Raw genomic sequence first — 19227 nt, forward strand, 5'->3', positions numbered from 1 at the left:
TACTTGTTCATAATCATGTAATGCCATTGCCGCAAAGGAGGATGCGATTTGGATCCACTATATATTATTGAGAATCCCCAAAAATTAAAGCCGGCTTTTCAACCTATCATCAGCGCAGTCACGCATGCGGTCATCGGCTACGAGTTGCTTGGCCGGTTTGAGGAAAATGACGAATGGCTCAGCCTTGCGGAATTTTTCAAAGACGCAGACGTGCCGGACGACTTCAAAATCGACGTCGACCGAAAGCTGCTCCAACAAGCAGTCGGCCAAATGCTCGAAGCCCGGTCTGACGGTGTATTATTCATCAACCGCAATGCGAAGCAGCTGCTGGCCAATGGCGGAGAGGATTTTCTCAACAGCCTGCATGAATTTGAAGCCAAAGGATTTCCAATGGACCGCATCGTGCTGGAAATCACCGAACACGACTTTGACGAGGATTTCGATGTGCTGAGCCATCTGCTCCTTTATTACAAAACCTATGGTATCCAAATTGCGGTCGACCACGTCGGCGCGAAAAGCTCGAACATCGACCGCATCCGGCAGCTGCGTCCGAATATCTTGAAAATCAATACCGGCATCACCCGAAATAATAATCCAGACATCTTTGAAGACATCATTTATTCGTTGTCGCTACTAGCCCGGCGCATCGGGGCGAAGTTGGCATATGAAAACATTGAGGATAAGAACCAGCTCTATTTTGCCTGGAAGCATGGCGGCCATTATTACCAAGGCTTTTATCTGGCAAAACCTTCTTTCAGTCCCCTTCCGACAGGTGCTTTGCAGCTCGATGTCGGAAACAATGTGTGGGAATTCGTTCAGCGTGAAAAATCACTGATCGAAGGCCGTTTCCGTTTCACCGCCGAATGTGAGGAAAAAGTGAAGAAGCTGCTGCCAAAATGGCAAGGGCCCGAACAATCCGAAGGGTTTATCGAATCGCTGCTCGAACCGTTCACTACAGAAAGTTTCCGTATGTACATCTGTGGCAGCGATGGCCTGCAAGTGTCTTCAAACTTCAGAAATCGCGGCGGCACTTGGGAAATCGAACCTCAAGTGCAAGGTGCAAACTGGGCTTTCCGCCCGTATTTCCTAGAGAACGTCATGCACATGAAGACTTGGCATAAAGGCATCTTATCTGACACCTATTCAGATATCGAGACAGGCCAAACTGTCCGGACATTCAGCTACCCACTGCCAGGCGACTATTTCCTGTACATCGATATCAGTTATTCATTCATTTATGAAAACGACTTTCTTTTTATGCAATAAAAGCGCAAAGGGCATCATGCCCTTTGCGCTTTTTCAATGTCAAAATAAATCGCCCAGTCTGCTGAAAAATCTGATCGATTCCTATATCTTGTTTGCATAAAAAATCATTGTTAACGGTATTGAAGTACACATAATGCAGAATAAAATAATCAAGACTTGTGCTGCTGTTAACACAACAGGTGCGAAAGAAGCCGTCAGAATAAATAATACCGTAATGGTACCGAATAGCACGAAGTAGTTTATACTCATGCTTTTGCCAATAATTTCAGTTGATCGCTCATCTTTAGGAAATAAATGCGGCGATAAATACGACATCATCAACGAACTCGTTCCCAAAAAGAAAATCATAATACTTTCCGGAAATGCCAGTTGGATTATATAACGATAGTTTAAATAAATGCCCATCGTGACCATCAATATGCCTGTAAATAAATAAGTGAGCTGATTTTCACGGGCTTTTTTCATTCTGCACCTCCTTCATATATAAAGATATCTTCAATGCTGCATTTGAAAACTTCGGCTAGTTTAAACGCAAGCATTATCGATGGATTGTATTTTTCTTTTTCCAACGATATGATTGTCTGCCTGGAAACCCCTAAAACTTCGGCTAATTGATCTTGAGTTAAACTATGTTTTACCCGTAACAATTTAATATGATTTTTCATTTAATTCCCACCCTGCCAGTAAATCTCGCTCCACTTAAAGTAAAGCATACTTTACATTACTTTCGAATGTCAAGCCTACTTTACATTACACCAAATTTTTAGCCTTTGTTAAAAACAATCAGTTCATATGCGAAAAAATGACGATCAAATTGATTTCTCAATTTGATCGTCATTTCCAAATAAATTTCTATTGTTTGCGATAGGAAAAGAGCACGCTGCAGCTCACAAGCTTTGCGCTTTTTCAATTATTTCTTTTGCAATTCAATCAAGCGGTCACGCTGCCAATTCCGTTCATCAGCAATGGCTTGAGCGTCAAATCCACTGGCACACGCCACAGATTTCACTGCATATGTAGAAGCATGTATAGCATGGCCAAACAGGTGGGCTGTTGAAATCGCTTGCCCTGCTGCACGCGCTGCCGCGATTGCCGCTTCATTTCCACTCATACGCGCTGCCGCATGGGTATCAAACGCTGCACTCCTGGCTTCACGCACATTAATACTGCCTGCTACCCAAGCGCGGCATGCCTGAGCGGCTTTTCTGGGGCGCTTATCTTGCGGATGCAGCTCTTCAAAATTCTTCAAAACGTGCTCTGCACAGTCCGCTGCCCAGCCGACAGCTGTTTGGTGATCTGTCTGCTCAAGCAACTTCTCAATTTCCTCTTTGGTTTCTGTATCTGTAAATTGTTGCTGTGACATATCCATTCCACCTTAGGATTGATTTTGTTATTTAAGGACATTGAATTTCTTCAATGTGCCTTTGAGCATTTTTGCCAGGAAATCCCGGATATCGTGTACTGGCCTCACCGAGCTCATACTTTGCCACTGGATCCACTCCAGCGCCAAGATGCTCAAAATCAGCCAAATGGCTCCGGCGATAAAGCCAGCCATTACGTCGCTCGGGAAATGCGCCCCAAGGTAAATGCGGCTGATGCCGATTAAAACGACGAGCACACCCATCATGCTAATGGCGAGCCCTTTGAACAGCTCGCTCTTCCGGCTCCGCAAAACCAAGTATATGACGAAGCCGTAAAAGATGACCGAGCCCATCGAATGGCCACTTGGAAAACTGAAACCAATTGCATCTATTTCCGGATTGATCGACGGCCGTTCCCGTTCGTATAAATTCTTTAGCAATTTGGTCAATAAGCCCCCGCCGCCTACCGCAATCAGGAAAAACAGAATCCCCCACTTATCTCGCTCCTTGAACCACAACAAACTGATCACTACTAACGAGAATGCCGTCAAGAACCACACAGATCCCATTTCAGTCGTGGCAATCATGGAGCCATCGAGTACAGAACTTTCAATTGACTGGAAAAAACCGATGATGGCTGAGTCGAATAGCCAGGTTTCCTGTTCCATCGCTTCTTCTGCTATTTCGGAAAACAACACGATAAATAAAGTTGAAAATCCAAGCCCCGCAGCAAGCAACAGCACCGTGATACCGATTTTCGTATTTTCATTTATCATCTGATCGCTCCTAAATTTTATGTGAACTGATTAGTATATACCCCGCCAGATAAGAGATATTCGTTATTTTTCCAAAAACGCCGGAGCCGTTTCAGCTGCTGGCATTTTCAACGCTAACAACCCGCTCAAAGCAAATGCAACCGAAGCGATATAAAATATGCTCGCGATGGTCATAAAGTCTACAAGATAGCCGGTTCCGATCACTGCAATAGCTGCCGCAATCGATGTCCAAGTATGATAATTGCCGATTTGTCTGCCCGCTGTCTGCTTATCGACATAGCGCGCCAAAATGGCCTTTTCCGAATTTTTCTGGACAGCTCCTAAAAGCCCCATCACCACTTGCAGTCCATAAACATGCCATATTTCTGTGGCCAGCGGGAAAAACAGCAGCGTTAGTGCCATTCCCCACGAATAGACACTAAGCAGTGTTTTGTCGCCAATCCGGTCGCCGGCTTTGCCAATTAGCGGATAACTGATAGCAGCTGTGAGCGCGAAGAGCCCGTAAGCCCAACCGAATTGGGCGTAGCTGGTGCCAGCATTTTTCAGCAGCAAGATATAGAACGGGAAAATCATGGTCGATGCCATGCCGACCATGCCTTGGTATTGAATAAATTTTTTATAGTTCATTGCCGATACTCCTCATAAAACATATTTAGGAAGCGGTGCTCCGGATCAAAGCGGTCTTTCAAATCAAAAAATTCTTCCGCCCGGGGATAGGAGCGCGCCATCTGTTCTTGGGTCGGATAGCCGTAATACGGCAAATAATAAGTTCCGCCATGGTCCAGCGTAAGGTCTATCATCTCGCGGACGACACGTCCCGTCTCGGCTATGCCTTCGGCGTCCACTTCCTGGTTGACCAGCAGCACCAGCGAGAACATGTCTTCCCTCGCATACGACAGCACGGCCTTATCGTTCTGGCTGGTATAGCGGATTGTGACATTGAGCAGATTGAAGTTTTCTTCCTGCTCGAGCAGTGTTTTCAGTTCTTCGATATAGCTGGCAAACTCGTCCACAGGCACAAAGTATTCCTGCAGAATCTCGGTTTTTGCAGAGTTGCTGTATTCCATGAATTCGGAATCAGAACGCATTGCATTATTGCGAGATATGAGTTTGCCATCAATTGTCCGGATATAAGTTTTTTGTGAATTCCAAAATAATTTCTTGCCTTCGCTATTCAAGCGGGAAATCCCGAGCAGCAGCTTCGGCGCTGCAATCAGCTTTTCCTCTTTCAGTGCGCTGTACTCCGAAAGTTTATCTTGTCCGTCAGCTAAACTGTAATTGATGGCATACATGTCTTCCATTAAGCCTTCAGGTGAAATCGAAATCCGCGCCAAGTGCATTTTGGTTGCCGGATTCCCCAGTACTTGTTGCTGAAAATAGCGATTGTAATCCTTGTAATCGAACAGTTCTGTACTGACCTCGTATAATTCGTCATCCACAAGCTCTAATGTAACATCAAGTATGACGCCGAACAGGCCGTAGCCTCCGATGACGGCTTGGAACAATTCCGGTTTTTCCGAGGCGCTCAATTCAATGATGTCGCCTTCTGCATTCAGCATCCGCAGCGATACGACCGAGTCCATCATGCCGCCATTACGGATATCGAGCCCGTGTGCCTGGACGCTTAGCGAGCCGCCAATGGTGAAAATGTTCTGCGATTGGCTGACTTTCAAGGACAGGCCGTGCGGATTGATGTGGTGCTGGATATCATTCCACGTCGCCCCGCTTTGGACGGTAATCGTCTTTGCCTTCTTATCAAAACCAAGGATCCGGTTATATGGTTTCATATCAAGTAGAATCCCATTTGGGTATAGCGTTTGTCCGCCTTGGCTATGCTGCATCCCCGCAATCGAAATCTTGTCGCCTTTCTTATTGGCGTCCAACACAATCTCGCGGATGCCTTCTTCGCTGGTCCCTGCTTTTACAGCTTTGATTTCGACCGGCAACAGCCGGTTATGGCTGCTGGTCTCCGTTCCTTGCAGGCCGCTGAAATAGATGAACGCCGACAAGCCGAGCACGCATAGGTAGATGCCGGCGATTAAATAAGTTTTCATGGTTGCTTCGACCGTCTCCTTCCCGCAAAATCCTTACTCTCTATTTTACACAAATCTCTACACCTTAGTTAAGGCATCAATAAAAAAACGGCATCTTGAAAGATGCCGTTTCAGTCCATAATCCATTTGTCCAGCTCTTGCAGCAGGCTTTCCGCCAGTTCCGCTGTTATAGCCGTATTAATCGCTTCGAAATCCGCTTCCAGCTTCGCCGTTATTTCCTTCGGCAATTTAGCTCCAAGCTTTTTTGGCAGCGTATACGCCTCGTAGCTGAGAAAAGCCAGTATAACGGGCAGCAGTACATAAGCCGCCGGAATACTCGCTGTCACAGCACCTACACCGATGATTACCGATAACGCCTTGGCGACAGCTGCTTTCGCAATGGCTGCGATTCCGACTTTCGCCAGCACTGCCAGCACAATCGGTTTGATGAAAGATACGATTCCCGATGAAAACACAGCCTTGCCCATATTTGCGATCACTGCCTTATAGGATGCTTTTTTCAATAGCGACAGCACTTGTTTGATCGCACCCGCCAATGACTCTGCCGAAAACTCGCCAAGCGCTGATTTCACGGTGCTGTCTGCCTGCCCAGAACCGCCGCGCAGCTCCATGACTTTTTGCATGTCCAAGTTGTCGTATAGACCATCATGCATTTTAAGTTCGTCCCGGATTTCGCTAAGCCGCTTCTCCATGCTGTAGAGCACCTCTCCCACCCTGCCGGCGTTTGAGTAAAAAGCGATGAATTCATCTTCTACAGTCTTTGTGATCAATGGCGTCAAAGAGCTGTCGATTGACAAGCCGTCCATTTCTTTATTCGCTATAAATGCCAGCAGCGCTTTAGCATACTTCTTGTTCGCTTTCGGCTGCAAGGCCTCTTGCACTTCACCGCCCCTCACACTATTGAGCATAAGCAAATCTTTGTGGCTAAGCCCCTCAAGCTGTGCCGCCAGCGATTGCTTGATCCCTTCGAACAGCAAATGCTGGTCTTTCGAATAAAGGCGGCTGATTTCATCCGTATCCACCAATGTGGCAAGAATCACATTCCGCATATTTTCCCTTCTCTCCGTTGCCATTTTCGGCAGCTAGGCATTCAAAGCCTGCTGCGATAGCCGCATGAAAAAATTGAAAAGCAATAGGTTTCCATTTATCATTTTATCTATTAAAATCATATCAATCATAGATGAAGAAAGGGGACATTTACATGAATTTTGATTTTGAAGAAGCAATCGAAATACTTGAGCGCACGCCACGCACATTGGAAGTTTTTTTATCAGGACTGTCTCAAGATTGGCTCCAATGCAACGAAGGCGATGCGACGTGGAACACTTATGAAGTCATCGGACATTTGATTGAAGCGGAGATTTCGGACTGGATGCCGCGGTTGGAAATGATTTTGGAGAAAGGCGAAAGCGAGCCTTTTCCGCCGTTCGACCGATTTGCTCATCTCCAGACCCCCAAAGCCCATTCAATCGACGCCTTGCTCCTGGAATTCCAAACGCTCCGAAAAGACAATATTCAAAAACTTTGGGGCCTTGTCGATCCGGCGCAGCAACTTGAACTTACCGGCATGCATCCTGAATTTGGACCAGTGCGCTTGAAAGAACTGCTGGCAACATGGACCGTCCACGACCTCACTCACATTTCCCAAATTGTCCGTGTCATGGCAGAGCGCTACAAAGATGACGTTGGTCCTTGGTCCGCTTATCTAGGTATCTATCGAAAAAGGACAGACTGATGCCAGCCCAAAAATGCAGCTTTCCGTTTTTAGGGAAGCTGCATTGCCTAACTATTGGCTGTCTAGCAGCATTTTTTCATTTTTTGCTCGATGGCCATTTTCGACTTGCAGCATTCAATCAGCAAGATTGCCAGCTGCCGTCCGTTTTTGAATTCTTCAGGCCTTGCCCAAAGGTGGTTGAAAACATGATGGACCAGCTCTTCACATGCAGCTTGGTCAGCCTGGTTCCGCCGCGCGAAATTCCAGACTAGCAGATGGTAGCGATCATAGATTTCCGATAAGGCTTGTTTATCGCGTTCCGCAAGCCTGCGGATCCATTGTTCATCTATGCTCATATCTGCCACCCCCAGTATTTCTATTTTCTTATACAATATCTATATAAACATAAATATCATCTATATAAACATAAATATCTCGAAATAAGGGTATTTTTTGAAATAAAAAAATAAATTAATGAAAATGTTCATAATTATATAACTAAGTGGTTCTTTATTATTATTTTAATTATCCAGAAAAAGCCAGGGTAGGCATATCCTGTTTACGTTAAAATTTTGAGTTCGATACTTTTAGCTGTTGCCACAATTTTTATACACCCCTACGAAACAAGTTTCCATTAAACTATTAATCTGCGATTTAATGCTTCGGATTCCCTGTCCGCCTTTTCGATGAGCATATAAAACGCTTCTTCTGAGCCGCCGTCTTCCAGCGCTTTATAGCCCTTCCATAACGGCGAGCCCTACTTCTTCTCGATTTCCGCATACTCCGCGCAGCCGATGTGCACTAACTTTTCCGTAAACTGAGAGGGAAAAACAGCCGGGGCAATCCTTTCAATGTTTTTTTCGAACGAATTCAGGAAACTTTCATGCACTCCGCTCTCCATGGCCGAATGAAGCTGGAACAGGAGAAAAGCTTCATCTTTGGCAGAATCGCCGGTTGGAGAATCCAAGCTGCTTATCAGATCAACCATTGCATTCTAGATGTCGTCTGTATTCATTTTACCCTCTCCTTTGGGCAAATTGCGCTATTTGTTTGATTCGGTTCCAAAACAGGTAAACAGAAACCATAACTAAAAAGGTGGGATTTCTATGCGCATGTCTTGTATGGGCAGCATCATCATATCCATTATTCTGTCAATTTTGCTCACCATCATCTTGAATCTGATGTTCTGGTGACCTATCAGAGCCTCTTCTAAGTATTTGGAAGAGGCTCTTTTTCGATGTCTACAACGCATCCCGATTATGCTGGCTCCATAATCCCCAATATCACCCACAATGATTTCAGCGCGTCTTCGCCAGTGACCAGCGGTTCTTTGTCCAATCTCACACAGTTGATAAGTGCATTGGTGACGCCGCCGGAATCTGGTTTTCATTGGTCTACATAGCTTTCACCTTGTATAAAGCTCATTCGCCTTTCGCTGCGATGATTTCAACCCGGTGCTTACCGCTGTGATAAATTCTCAAGATGTCTTTTTTTACAGTACAGAATTGTGCTATTGTCTTACTCGCCGTATTAGGTCCAGGAAAATGACGCTGTGGCGAGGCTGCCTTTTGCTGTCTTTTATGTGCACACCAGATTGTCGCATACTTCAATCACTTCGCCATTCTCATCCAGTTGGCGCATGGTGAATTTTCGTGATTCCGTTGAAGCCACTGATCCCTAATTTGATCCCCATTCCAATTCTCCTATCCTTATTAAACGCCTCTAGACCTTTTCAAATTTGTGAATTCCCACGAAAATATGCAATTATAGAATTATATTGAGTTAGACAGGAGTGTCCGCACGTGGAACCGATCATTCGAAAATTATCACCCGAAGATTTCCCAGCTTTTGACGCCATGGAGTCAGGAGTAGAAGACGATTACGTCAAACGCATTTTTAAAGACATCGCTTCAACAGAACGCCACCAGCTGTATGGTTTGTTCATCGAAGGGCAATTAACGAGCCTATGCGGGCTCTCGGTTTTTGCTGGCAGCTACGCAATGATCGGGCGGATCCGCAGCGACATCCGATTCCGCGGCCAAGCATTTGCCACCCGCTTGACGGCTTATGTAATCGAAGAAGCCAAAAAACGGCCAAATGTCCGTTGGATCGGTGCAAACACACAAGAGGAAAACTTGCCAGCGCGGCGAGTGCTGGAGAAACTCGGTCTAGAGCCATACAAGCCGATGATCGGCGCTATCGGTACAGATGTTTCCATGATGGAAAAAGGCGATGCTCCATGGAGCGAAGTGCATAGCCTTGAGCGCAAAAAACAATGGATCGAGAAATTGTACACAAAAACCGGCGACTTGTTTCCCTATGAATGCTATTACCTTTTTCCGGCTTCGGAAGACCTGTTTTCCGATAATAAGCTTTCCAAATGGTCTTTTTTTGAAAACAGAGAGGGCGACCGCGTGCTGATTTTGCAACATGACTTTAAAGCCCATTATCACCTCCATACCATTTATCCGTGGAATGACCTTATGGAGCAGGATGGCTTATGGGAAACGGTTTCTACTGAATACCGGAAATTGAAAGCGGAACACGGCGAAGAAACAGACATTTGGATGGAGCTGACGAAAGACCAGGCGGCTCTCCTCCCTGAAGGGCATCGATTCGACTTTCCTTCTGCCTGGGTTTTGTACGGTATAGAAAACAGCCCACTGTAAGAACAGTTGCAAACAAAACGAATAACAGCCAGTCCCTTTTAAAGGGGGCTGGCTGTTTTCAAGCACTTATTTTATTGGCTTCGCAGACATCCTTCAGGTTCTTAAATGTCTGTTCCATCGCGTTGTCCAAAAGCTTGCGGATGATCAATTTATCTGCCACTTTCCGTAAAAGGCTGCTCGGCATTTCGTATGCTTCGGTGTATGAAACTTTTGTGCCTCGCCCTTCCTTCATGTAAGTCCAGTGCTGATGAGATGTGATCGATCCGGTGACTTCGCCTTTCCAAGAATAGCCTAATCCGCTTTGCTTGTTCTCGCTCACTTCAACAGTAATCGGCATATGCATTCCCATCATGGTGTAAGTGAAATCCGCTTTTGTGCCAAGCTCACCTTGACCGTTCATATTTTTCGGTTCAGACAGACCAACATACCATTGATACCAAAGCATTGGGTTGCTTCCGTATCCATAAACCTCTTCAATCGGACGGTCGATAATTATGCTCTTTTCAAGCGTCCACATGATGTTTGCCTCCTCGTTTCAGATGCAGAACCCTAGGCATAGAATTATCCTTCCCTCCTTTTCATCTCTGAATCCACTGGCTGCGCCAGAATAAGGATGTAATCGTAACTACATAAGTTGAAATAATAGCTGGATACCTGAAACTCTCTTAATTTCTTATAGAACTTATCCAGTGAAGTCTAGTTAAGGGGCTAGGCAAGGCACTTTCATGTCTCGAAGCTAGCGAAGCGTTGCAACGTTTTTTCATGTCCCGAAGCTAGCGAAGCGTTGCAACGTTTTTTCATGTCCTGAAGCTAGCGAAGCGTTGCAGGGACAGGGACAGGGACAGAAGCAGAAGGTTTTCAGCTATGAGACAGGTGTTCTTCCCGGCTCATTATGAAAGCCATGCCCAAAGCGGCCGAAGCGGTGTTCAACAGGTTTTTTTGATTTCAACTTAATATAGTATGTATGTTTTGTGTATATTCATCTTTATATTAATACGCAATCCATTAAAAGTAAAAGGAATGACACTGCAATTGTCGAATAAAAAACACGAAATCCGACTATTTATTCATTTCCAATGCCATAAGGAGGAGCCCACTAAAGCTTAAGACTGACTCTCCTTCCTGAAGACATTTCCGCCAATTAGGCATATAATAATAGCTGGTTGTTTTTAACTAGGAGGTAGATTTTTTGAATGCAAAAGCTTTTTCATTGGCCTTATTTTCGATTTTAATCTGGGGCTCTTCGTTTGCGGCAATTCGTGTTGGCCTTCAAGGCGGCTACGATGCCGGACAGAATGTTCTCATGCGTTTCCTTATCGCATCGCTATTATTCCTGATTTACGCACTTTGGCCAGGAACGGCATTCCGGTTGCCTTATAAGAGCGACATCATCCGCATTCTAGTGCTGGGCTGGATCGGCATCAGCATTTATCATATTTTCGTGACTTTCGGTATGGAAAATATTTCGGCGGGCACTGCCGGTATGCTTGTCGGTTCCGGACCAATATTCACTGCATTGATCGCCTACTTTGTCTTGAAGGAACGCCTCACCGGACTAGGCTGGTTTGGTTTAGCAGTCGGCTTTACGGGAATTTCCATCATCGCGCTCGGCTCGGCTGGCGCATCACTAGCAATGTCGGGCGGTGCGCTGCTTGTCATTGTGGCTGCTCTGGCTTCAGCTGTGTTTTTCGTTTTCCAAAAACCATTATTGGCACGATATTCTGCGATTGAACTCACCGCCTATTTCACTTGGGCTGGCACATTGCCATTCTTGTTGTTCTCACCAGGATTGCTGGATACGTTGCAAAACGCTTCGGCAGAAGCTCATTTCGCAACGCTATATGTCGGCATTTTCCCAGCGGCAATTGCCTATGTCACTTGGTCAGCCGCATTGTCGATAGAGAATGCCAGCTCCGTTTCCAGCCTCATCTACTTGGAACCGGCTGTCGCCATTGCTGTTGCCTGGATTTGGCTTCATGAATTACCAACTGGTATGTCGCTTGCAGGAGGCGCAATTGCCATCAGCGGCGTTTTGATTGTCAGCCTTCTTGGCAGAACCCGCCGCAGCGCTTCCCGGAAAACAGCGGAATCAGCCGCTTAGCATTAATTCAGAACATGACAAAAGCTCCCGCAGCAATGCGAGAGCTTTTGTTTTGCTAGTACTTGAAAAGCTTATTCAAAATCCGATTGGCTGCTCTGCCTGCCATTCTCCGTGCTAACCGGCGGCCAATCGACCCGTTGCGGACCGCCCTTGCATCGCCGAGAATACGATCCGTTTTATAAAGGATGCGCTGAACTTTTCTAATGACCATATTTGCCCTCCAACCTTGGGTGATTTTTTATTCCATGCCCGTTTTTATTATTTACGGAACAGGCCGTGAAAAGTTTCAGCAAAGACGCTTTTTTTAGATAAATAAAAAGAAAGCCGGATGGCTGCAACGCAGCTACCAGGCCTCCACTTTCAACTTGGAGAATTGGTTCCATCATCGAAGCTGAACTGCCAATCGATTCCGAACTTGTCCTCGACCGCGCCATAAGCGGGGCTCCAGAACGTTTTTTGCATTTCCATCTGCACTTTGCCGTCCTGACTGAGCCGATTGAACTCTTCGGTCATTTGTTCAAGATTGTCGGATACCACCGTAACGTTGATGTTTTTGCCGAAATTCACCGGTGCATCTCGCATGGTATCGGAAAACATCACTTCGCTGCCATGAATCTTCAAGCTCGTGTGCATGACTTTGTCCTTCATTTCTTCAGGCATCTCCCAATCTGGATCAGGCGGCATATCGCCAAACAGCATAATCTCCGGCTTTCCAGTTTTGAAAACTTCAGCGTAATACTCCGCGGCTTCTCGGCAATTGCCATTGAAAATCATATACACATTTACTGACACGTTAAATGCTCCTTTCTTAAAGAAATTTTATATGTAGTATTCAGTACAAGCTTCCATATTCGACTCTTTCAAACACCACTAAAATAAGAACGCTTGTTCCTTTTAATTATAACCTGTCTTTCTCAAAAAGAAAAGAAGTAATTTTAATTTTCAGTCTTTTTATCGCGATTTTGTATTTTCAAGAAAGCTAAAAAATATAATAAGTGCGACCCGGCATCCGGATCGCACTTGACCTTTTAATCCAAAAAATTAAATGTCAGCACATAACCTATATAAGCACCGATTTCACGTGCAAAAAAAGGCAACTGGCTGCTTAAGGATTGATAAACTGAACTCGTCGTCGGCGAAGAATGCGCATCAATTCCTGCAACATGTGCCAACAATAAAGCGCGCTTCATATGTAAAGGATCGCTGACAACAAGAAAACTGTCCAGTTCCTGTTCAGCGGCAATCTCACTAGCGTATAAAAAGTTCTCCTCCGTGATCATCGATTGGGTTTCGATCAAAATATCTTCCGCAGGCACATTCATGCTTAGTGCGTAATCACGGGACACTTCAGATTCGGCGAAATCTGCTCCATCCGTCTTGCCGCCAGTGAAAATGATTTTCTCCACATAGTCGTTCTCGTATAGCCAAATCGAATGGTTGATGCGTTCCTTCAGCACAGGCGAAGGTTGATCGCCGATGACTTTCGTGCCTAAAACGATGGCGGCGTCGGTTTTTATAAGTTCAGATTCTGCAGCAAATGTCCAAATGCCATATGCCGTAAAAATTGTAAAAATGAGCAGCGATACAAAAATCAAGCGCGTCACTTTCCGTGTGATTATTTTCGTCAATATCCGTCTTCCCTTTTATATACTTTTTTCTATACAATCTATGGCGTTTCTTTCCTTCCCCATTATCAACCCATGTTCGCTCAATGAAAAGAGGAATTCCGAAAAAACATTAAATAATCACATTCTACATTTTCCAAGTCAAAAGCGATACCTGTCTAAAAAAGCGAATTACGTCTTACAACGGTATGCGCTATCGTCCCAATAAACCTTCAACTTTTCTTTTATAAAAACTCTATAAATATTACATATTGTTAATTTTTCGTCACATCTTATCAATTTTATAACGTTTCTTTGCCCCGTATTAAAGGTAAAGGAATACAAAAATGCTTATTCATTTTGCATTTGGTTCGGAGGTTCCTCATGAGAGATGCTGATTATTGGCTTTATTTGGCTTTGTCGCTGTCTAAAATCTATTTGTTCAGCGTGTTTACCGCGAGCGCTTTTGACTTCAGTTTCTTTGTGATTAATCTCGCGGGAATCCTGGTACTGACGAGCTGGTCACTTGCGCTGAAACCACAGCTGCGCCGATGGATTTTACTGGCATCGCTATTTCTTCATAGCACGCTGCTCATTTCAGACATGTGGTATTACCGCTATTTCGAAGACCTGCTGTCTATTTCGCTGTTATCCGATATCGGTCAGATGGGCGATGTCGGCGGCGGCTTCATGACCTTGATCGAAGCGAAGGATTTCCTATTCTTTGGGGACCTGCTCCTCTTTGCTCTCTTGATTTTCTTTACACGCAATAAAGTGAAAAGCCCGTCTCTACGAAATCGGCGCTTATTGGCCGCCGCTGTTACGACCTTGGGCCTTGTACTTTTCATCGCTCCGCTAGCCTCCAGCTATGCCAATGAAGAAGAATGGCTGGTAGAAGGTTCGATTTCCAATATGCGCGAGTATTATCAGCTTGGTTTCTGGGGCTACCACGGCACCGACATAGCGAAAGGCCTCGCTGCTGCCACGGGTTTCAGCGAAGAAATCACCCAGGCGGAAAAGTTGGAAATCGAAGCTCTTAGACCGGGAGAACCGGTGGCGGTATCAGCCAAGCAGCCGAATGTCATCATGGTGCAGCTCGAATCTTTTCAGGCTTCCGTCATCGATCAGCAGATTAACGAGCAGGAAGTAACGCCGAACTTGAACCGCCTGAAGCAAGAAATGCTTTACTTCCCGTCATTTTACCATCAGACCCATGAAGGGCGTACGTCGGACGCCGAGTTTATCACCAATAGCTCGCTGCATCCCGTGAAATCCGGTTCGGTATATACCCAATACGCGGACAATGAATTCGAGGCGTTGCCCGGGCTGTTGGCAAAAGCTGGCTACGAAACGGCAGCCATGCACGCATTTGAAAAAGATTTCTGGAACCGCGATGATTTTTACAAGAACATCGGTTTCAATCAATTCTTTAGCAAGAAGGACTTCCCCGATGATGGCGTCATCGGCATGGCGTTAAATGATAAAGAGTTCTTTAGCACTTCCGTGTCTTTGATGGAAGGCTTGCAGGAACCATATTATGCGTTCATGGTTGCACTGACGAGCCATACGCCTTATGACATTCCTGTTAAAGAAAAACGGCTGGATCTCGGCGGCTACGAAGATGAGCTTTTGCAGAATTATTACCACACCGTACATTATGTCGATGCAGCTGTCGGATTGTTGGTCGAAGACTTAAAGGAAAAAGACATGTGGGACGATGCATTAGTGGTATTTTACGGTGACCATGACAGCGGATTGAACGCACCAGACGGTGAACTCGCACAAAAAGCTGGCGCTGAAACAGCCGCGGATTCCTTACGCCTCGACCGGCAAGTTCCGCTATTCATCAAACCGCCGAACTTGAAACAAGGAGAAGTAGTCCAAGCGAGCGGTGGACAAATCGATATAGCACCGACCATTCTCGACTTGCTCAATATCAAGCCCGCCTACATGCTTGGACAGTCGCTGCTGGATGAAGAATCCAACGTCACTGTTTTCCGAAGTGGTGCTTTCCAGTATGAAGACGTCTACTACGAACCCGACTTGACACAAACCGCTGGTGAAGGCACTTGCTATTCCCTTGAAACCGGGAGCCCGACAAATTTTGCAGACTGCGAAAAAGGGATAGAACAAGCCGCCCAGCAGCTTCGACTTTCGGATACGATCATTGAACGCAACGCGCTGGAAATAGTGGAATAAGAAAAGGCAGACCTGCAAATCATGTCACTGATTTGCGAGTCTGCCTTTTTGGCATCAATCACTTTCACTGATATCTTTCAGGTTCTGCAATGTCTGTTCTACTGAATTGTTCATCAACTTTTTGACATAAAACTTATTGGCCACTTTCCCAAGAATGCTGCCGTGCAGTTCATAATCCATCTCAAATTGGACTACAGTGCCTTCCTCTGCCGGCAAATAACTCCAAGTTTGAGTCGCGTCGATAGCACCGGTGATCAGGCATCGCCAAATATAGCCACCATTTACCGGCGCATTTTCCTCAACGAGCACGTGCAAACCCAGGTGCCTTCCAAGAAAAAAATACTTCAATTCCAGGCTTGTGCCTTTGCCGCCTTTTCCAAGCAAGTTTTCAGCTTCCGATAAGCCGGCGTACCATTGATACCATAGCGTCGGATTCGTTGCGAATTGATGGACTTCCTCCACCCTGCGGTCGATATAAACAGTTTTCTTCAAATTCCACATGACGGCATCCTCCTCTTGCCTTAAAATCTCTGCATCACTTCGAACGGTTCCGAAAAACGAAAAAGACAATCAATCCGATTACTACCACTGCCGCAGCCATTAGAACAGGTGAAAATGCGAAGACACCTTCCACAAAATCACTTCCTTTATTTAATAGTACAGCATGCGAGAATTTAAATAAACTGATTTTTCTGATATCTATGAAATTTTATGGTAAAATCAGTAGCATAGAAATGCTGGTGGAAAATGCAGATCATTTGCTATTCCTTTTTACTTATATCTGCAACCTTGCCTCTGCTCGCAATTACCAGATAACAAAGGCCTTAATCGAGCCGCTAGTTACCAGACAATCCTTTCTACCGCAATCGAATGTCTGCTCTGCACGGGTTCCATGATTCCCTTCCTTTGGCTTGCCTTTTTCCTCTTTTTCTTATTGTAAGTATTCAACAAACTTCGGAAATACCCTGTTGCCTTGTATAATGCCGCACATGTTTTGATGGAGAAAGGAGAGTCCAGCCATGAAAACATTGATAAAGGGCTTGCTCATTGCCACTGCGCTCCTTTTAATCGGTGCCATTGCAATCCTATACACCATCTACAATTCAGATTCGGCAGAACAGAAAGTGCTTGAGGAAAAAACCTTCGATGCAGAAATCGCAGATATGGAAATCTTGGTGGAAAATTCCCGCGTGGACTTTCTGCCAAGCGATGACGGCACTTCCCGCATCGTGCTGACAGGAAATAGCGATGCTTTCATGTTGAAAACAGATATTTCTGGTGGTCGCTTGGTTATTGAAGTTGAGGATAGGTCTCGAATTTTCGTCTTCGGCTTCCACCGATCTTACTCGCTGCAAGTCTATGTACCCGAAGATGGCTTGGAATCGCTCACTGTAGACAGCAATAACGGAACGATTCAAGCGAAAGATGTCCAGGCCGCTGAACTATCGCTTGAAGCGGACAATGGGCGCATCGATTTGGAAGCGGTCGAAAGTGATATAGTCAATATCGAAACCGATAACGGCGCAATCGATTTGACTAGAATGGACGCTGACATGAACGTCCGCTCATCGAATGGACGCATCATTTTCACAGATGTGTCAGGTGAGCTGCGGGCCAAAGCAAATAACGGACGCATCGAATTGACCACTGATACGCTCGATTTCCCAGTCGACTTTGAAACGAATAACGGCCGCATTGAAATCCGCACCGAAATCGAACCGGTTAACGCCCGCATTCAGGCGAGCGTCGATAATGGAAGCATTGATGTGTTCGGACGCGATTCCAGGCAAGTCAGTTTCGGCAACGGTGATGTGCTGATTAGGCTCACTACGAAGAATGGCCGCATTTTTGTAGAATGAAAGGAGTGGAATCTATTGGTCTCAACACTGAAAAAAATGCTTTTGCCGAATAACAGGGAATTTTCTTATATAGAAGCCGGTGATCCTCTCGGCATTCCGATGATTTTACTGCATGGACTCGGTGATTCCTGCCGGACGTTCGAAGGACTATTCGAACACTTCCCCGGCCGAATACGCGCAATCGCTTTTACGCAGCGTGGACATGACGGCATCGATCCGCCAGAAGCGACGTACAGGACCCAGGATTTTGTAGCAGACCTGCTGCTGTTCATGAATGCTGCAGCCATCCAGAAAGCGTTTATCCTTGGAGCTTCCAGCGGCGGATTTGCCGCCAGGAAATTTGCTGCGCGTCATCCGAAACGGGTGCTTGGCCTTATCCTGGTCGGCGTCCCTTCCGCACTCGGCAACAAACCGGATATCGTTAAAATACAGGAATCCACTTTGTCCCGTTTAACCGACCCAGTTAGCCTGGCGTTTATCAGAAGTTTCACAGAGGACCTGTTCATCAAACCCGTGCCTGCTGATTTTCTTGAGACGATGTTCAGTGAATCGCAAAAAGTACCTGCACGCGTATGGAGAGAAACAAACGAAGCCTTGCTGAAAGAGAATTTTCCAGATCAGCTCCATCTAGTAAAAGCATCTACGCTCATTGTTTGCGGCGGCAAAGACACCATCGCTTCACGCAAAGACCAGGAAAAACTGTCCATCGCCATCATGGATGCCCGCCTTACTGTCTTCCCGCAGCTGGGTCATATGCTGTACTGGGAAGACCCCAAAAACGTGGCTCAAGAAATTACCTCATTTGTCGATGATGTCTGGATGGGGCCCGAAGCAGCGAAATTCGAATACGAATAACCCCTGCCAACCACTCGATTCAAGCAAATTTCGAAATCGATTAGCTGGCCTTTTAATGATCTAATTTAAGGTTTGCTGCGTTTAACAGATAAGCATTATCTCTCTTTAAGAAGGGAAATTTCACTGTTTCGCCTTAAAGCGGCACCTCCTTTTATTTTTTTAAGGGTCTTCAATGTATTTTCTGACAATTCGGCTATATGATAAAAGTAAACTACGAAGCTGCGGCCAATCGGGCTTCTTATAAAGAGGATGATCGAGATGAATAGACAGATAAAAATATTGCTGCTGGCGGCGTTCGTTTTGGCATTAGCGGGCTGTTCATCGGCACCCAGCGCAAATAACGGCGATGCCGCCCCTGATTTCGAGCTTGTCGATATAAATGGCAAAAGCCATAAACTCTCGGAATATGAAGGCCAAAAAGTCTATATTAAATTCTGGGCTTCCTGGTGTTCGATATGCCTTGCCGGCATGGGCGAATTGAATGAACTGGCTGGTGAAGAAAACGACTTTGCCGTATTGTCTATCGTTTCGCCAAGCTCCAATGCTGAAAAGAACAGCGAATCATTCAAGAAATGGTTCAAGGGTGTTGAAAACACCGAAAATGTGCAAGTCCTTTTGGATGAAGGAGGGCCTGTCTTTGAAGATTACGGCGTGCTGGCCTATCCAACCTCCGTCTATATCGGCTCGGACGGTGTGCTTGTAAAAAGCTCTCCGGGCCATTTCAGCAACGAACAAATACGTGAAACGTTCGATACGATCCAATAACGAA

The 19227-nt window shown here is 45.6% G+C and carries 21 protein-coding genes; 8 read left to right on the forward strand and 13 right to left on the reverse strand.

Going from position 1 to position 19227, the window contains the following annotated elements:
- Positions 1–48 precede the first annotated feature (48 nt).
- Entirely contained in the window at positions 49–1266 is a 1218-nt protein-coding gene (locus tag AC4EHB_RS11270; RefSeq protein WP_490981542.1) for an EAL domain-containing protein, read from the forward strand.
- Positions 1267–1347: 81 nt separating this feature from the next.
- Here the strand turns inward: AC4EHB_RS11270 and AC4EHB_RS11275 are convergent, their stop codons facing one another.
- From AC4EHB_RS11275 to AC4EHB_RS11305, 7 genes are all read right to left on the reverse strand, one after another.
- The gene (locus AC4EHB_RS11275) at positions 1348–1731 is read right to left on the reverse strand and encodes a hypothetical protein (protein ID WP_490981543.1); all 384 of its coding nucleotides are present in this window, start codon (positions 1729–1731) and stop codon (positions 1348–1350) included.
- A complete protein-coding gene (locus AC4EHB_RS11280) occupies positions 1728–1931 on the reverse strand; it encodes a helix-turn-helix transcriptional regulator (protein WP_490981544.1) in 204 nt (67 codons plus the stop codon). The genes AC4EHB_RS11275 and AC4EHB_RS11280 overlap by 4 nt, the downstream gene beginning before the upstream one ends.
- A 245-nt stretch (positions 1932–2176) precedes the next feature.
- Positions 2177–2629, reverse strand: coding sequence for a putative immunity protein (locus tag AC4EHB_RS11285; RefSeq protein ID WP_490975963.1), 453 nt, complete (start codon positions 2627–2629; stop codon positions 2177–2179).
- Positions 2630–2656: 27 nt separating this feature from the next.
- Positions 2657–3403: a phosphatase PAP2 family protein gene (locus AC4EHB_RS11290; protein ID WP_490975962.1), complete on the reverse strand. Its 747-nt coding sequence runs from the start codon at positions 3401–3403 to the stop codon at positions 2657–2659.
- A 63-nt stretch (positions 3404–3466) separates the two neighbouring features.
- Entirely contained in the window at positions 3467–4030 is a 564-nt protein-coding gene (locus AC4EHB_RS11295) for an MFS transporter (protein ID WP_490981545.1), read from the reverse strand.
- Positions 4027–5457: an FAD-binding oxidoreductase gene (locus tag AC4EHB_RS11300; RefSeq protein WP_490981546.1), complete on the reverse strand. Its 1431-nt coding sequence runs from the start codon at positions 5455–5457 to the stop codon at positions 4027–4029. The genes AC4EHB_RS11295 and AC4EHB_RS11300 overlap by 4 nt, the downstream gene beginning before the upstream one ends.
- Before the next feature lie 110 nt (positions 5458–5567).
- Complete coding sequence (locus AC4EHB_RS11305; RefSeq protein WP_490981547.1) at positions 5568–6506, reverse strand: hypothetical protein; 939 nt, start codon at positions 6504–6506, stop codon at positions 5568–5570.
- Positions 6507–6658: 152 nt separating this feature from the next.
- Here AC4EHB_RS11305 and AC4EHB_RS11310 point away from each other — a divergent pair, with 152 nt between their 5' ends.
- A complete protein-coding gene (locus AC4EHB_RS11310; RefSeq protein WP_490981548.1) occupies positions 6659–7192 on the forward strand; it encodes a DinB family protein in 534 nt (177 codons plus the stop codon).
- 62 nt (positions 7193–7254) lie between these two features.
- On the opposite strand, the gene AC4EHB_RS11315 is transcribed toward AC4EHB_RS11310, so the two are convergent.
- Positions 7255–7527 (reverse strand): RNA polymerase sigma factor, encoded by a 273-nt coding sequence (locus AC4EHB_RS11315; protein WP_490975957.1) that lies wholly within the window; start codon positions 7525–7527, stop codon positions 7255–7257.
- 1446 nt (positions 7528–8973) lie between these two features.
- Between AC4EHB_RS11315 and AC4EHB_RS11320 the strand changes: the two genes are divergently transcribed.
- The gene (locus tag AC4EHB_RS11320) at positions 8974–9840 is read left to right on the forward strand and encodes a GNAT family N-acetyltransferase (RefSeq protein ID WP_490981549.1); all 867 of its coding nucleotides are present in this window, start codon (positions 8974–8976) and stop codon (positions 9838–9840) included.
- Positions 9841–9898: 58 nt separating this feature from the next.
- On the opposite strand, the gene AC4EHB_RS11325 is transcribed toward AC4EHB_RS11320, so the two are convergent.
- Positions 9899–10357, reverse strand: coding sequence for an SRPBCC family protein (locus tag AC4EHB_RS11325; RefSeq protein WP_490981550.1), 459 nt, complete (start codon positions 10355–10357; stop codon positions 9899–9901).
- Positions 10358–11029: 672 nt separating this feature from the next.
- Between AC4EHB_RS11325 and AC4EHB_RS11330 the strand changes: the two genes are divergently transcribed.
- On the forward strand, positions 11030–11941 hold the full coding sequence (locus AC4EHB_RS11330) for a DMT family transporter (protein ID WP_490975954.1): 912 nt from the start codon (positions 11030–11032) through the stop codon (positions 11939–11941).
- A gap of 55 nt (positions 11942–11996) precedes the next feature.
- Here AC4EHB_RS11330 and AC4EHB_RS11335 read toward each other — a convergent pair whose 3' ends face one another.
- From AC4EHB_RS11335 to AC4EHB_RS11345, 3 genes are all read right to left on the reverse strand, one after another.
- Positions 11997–12152 (reverse strand): hypothetical protein, encoded by a 156-nt coding sequence (locus AC4EHB_RS11335; protein WP_490975953.1) that lies wholly within the window; start codon positions 12150–12152, stop codon positions 11997–11999.
- Positions 12153–12301: 149 nt separating this feature from the next.
- Complete coding sequence (locus AC4EHB_RS11340; protein WP_490975952.1) at positions 12302–12733, reverse strand: VOC family protein; 432 nt, start codon at positions 12731–12733, stop codon at positions 12302–12304.
- Between the two features lie 236 nt (positions 12734–12969).
- Complete coding sequence (locus AC4EHB_RS11345) at positions 12970–13569, reverse strand: YdcF family protein (RefSeq protein WP_490975951.1); 600 nt, start codon at positions 13567–13569, stop codon at positions 12970–12972.
- 360 nt (positions 13570–13929) lie between these two features.
- Here AC4EHB_RS11345 and AC4EHB_RS11350 point away from each other — a divergent pair, with 360 nt between their 5' ends.
- A complete protein-coding gene (locus tag AC4EHB_RS11350; RefSeq protein WP_490981551.1) occupies positions 13930–15744 on the forward strand; it encodes an LTA synthase family protein in 1815 nt (604 codons plus the stop codon).
- 54 nt (positions 15745–15798) lie between these two features.
- On the opposite strand, the gene AC4EHB_RS11355 is transcribed toward AC4EHB_RS11350, so the two are convergent.
- A complete protein-coding gene (locus tag AC4EHB_RS11355; RefSeq protein ID WP_490975949.1) occupies positions 15799–16245 on the reverse strand; it encodes an SRPBCC family protein in 447 nt (148 codons plus the stop codon).
- A 518-nt stretch (positions 16246–16763) separates the two neighbouring features.
- Here AC4EHB_RS11355 and AC4EHB_RS11360 point away from each other — a divergent pair.
- The 3 genes from AC4EHB_RS11360 (at position 16764) to AC4EHB_RS11370 (ending at position 19223) form a co-directional block, all read left to right on the forward strand.
- Positions 16764–17603 carry a DUF4097 family beta strand repeat-containing protein gene (locus AC4EHB_RS11360; RefSeq protein ID WP_490981552.1) on the forward strand — a complete coding sequence of 280 codons (840 nt, stop codon included), beginning with the start codon at positions 16764–16766 and terminating at the stop codon, positions 17601–17603.
- Between the two features lie 15 nt (positions 17604–17618).
- A complete protein-coding gene (locus tag AC4EHB_RS11365; RefSeq protein ID WP_490975947.1) occupies positions 17619–18458 on the forward strand; it encodes an alpha/beta fold hydrolase in 840 nt (279 codons plus the stop codon).
- A gap of 258 nt (positions 18459–18716) precedes the next feature.
- Entirely contained in the window at positions 18717–19223 is a 507-nt protein-coding gene (locus tag AC4EHB_RS11370; protein WP_490975946.1) for a TlpA family protein disulfide reductase, read from the forward strand.
- Positions 19224–19227 lie beyond the last annotated feature (4 nt).

The organism is Planococcus sp. TJ-302 (assembly GCF_058268455.1).

What these genes read in the sequence shown, in the direction of transcription:
- AC4EHB_RS11275 (WP_490981543.1), bottom strand. Translation starts at nt 1,731, where the DNA reads ATGAAAAAAGCCCGTGAAAATCAGCTCACTTATTTATTTACAGGCATA.
- AC4EHB_RS11280 (WP_490981544.1), bottom strand. Translation starts at nt 1,931, where the DNA reads ATGAAAAATCATATTAAATTGTTACGGGTAAAACATAGTTTAACTCAA.
- AC4EHB_RS11285 (WP_490975963.1), bottom strand. Translation starts at nt 2,629, where the DNA reads ATGTCACAGCAACAATTTACAGATACAGAAACCAAAGAGGAAATTGAG.
- AC4EHB_RS11290 (WP_490975962.1), bottom strand. Translation starts at nt 3,403, where the DNA reads ATGATAAATGAAAATACGAAAATCGGTATCACGGTGCTGTTGCTTGCT.
- AC4EHB_RS11295 (WP_490981545.1), bottom strand. Translation starts at nt 4,030, where the DNA reads ATGAACTATAAAAAATTTATTCAATACCAAGGCATGGTCGGCATGGCA.
- AC4EHB_RS11300 (WP_490981546.1), bottom strand. Translation starts at nt 5,457, where the DNA reads ATGAAAACTTATTTAATCGCCGGCATCTACCTATGCGTGCTCGGCTTG.
- AC4EHB_RS11305 (WP_490981547.1), bottom strand. Translation starts at nt 6,506, where the DNA reads ATGCGGAATGTGATTCTTGCCACATTGGTGGATACGGATGAAATCAGC.
- AC4EHB_RS11310 (WP_490981548.1), top strand. Translation starts at nt 6,659, where the DNA reads ATGAATTTTGATTTTGAAGAAGCAATCGAAATACTTGAGCGCACGCCA.
- AC4EHB_RS11315 (WP_490975957.1), bottom strand. Translation starts at nt 7,527, where the DNA reads ATGAGCATAGATGAACAATGGATCCGCAGGCTTGCGGAACGCGATAAA.
- AC4EHB_RS11325 (WP_490981550.1), bottom strand. Translation starts at nt 10,357, where the DNA reads ATGTGGACGCTTGAAAAGAGCATAATTATCGACCGTCCGATTGAAGAG.
- AC4EHB_RS11335 (WP_490975953.1), bottom strand. Translation starts at nt 12,152, where the DNA reads ATGGTCATTAGAAAAGTTCAGCGCATCCTTTATAAAACGGATCGTATT.
- AC4EHB_RS11350 (WP_490981551.1), top strand. Translation starts at nt 13,930, where the DNA reads ATGAGAGATGCTGATTATTGGCTTTATTTGGCTTTGTCGCTGTCTAAA.
- AC4EHB_RS11355 (WP_490975949.1), bottom strand. Translation starts at nt 16,245, where the DNA reads ATGTGGAATTTGAAGAAAACTGTTTATATCGACCGCAGGGTGGAGGAA.
- AC4EHB_RS11360 (WP_490981552.1), top strand. Translation starts at nt 16,764, where the DNA reads ATGAAAACATTGATAAAGGGCTTGCTCATTGCCACTGCGCTCCTTTTA.
- AC4EHB_RS11370 (WP_490975946.1), top strand. Translation starts at nt 18,717, where the DNA reads ATGAATAGACAGATAAAAATATTGCTGCTGGCGGCGTTCGTTTTGGCA.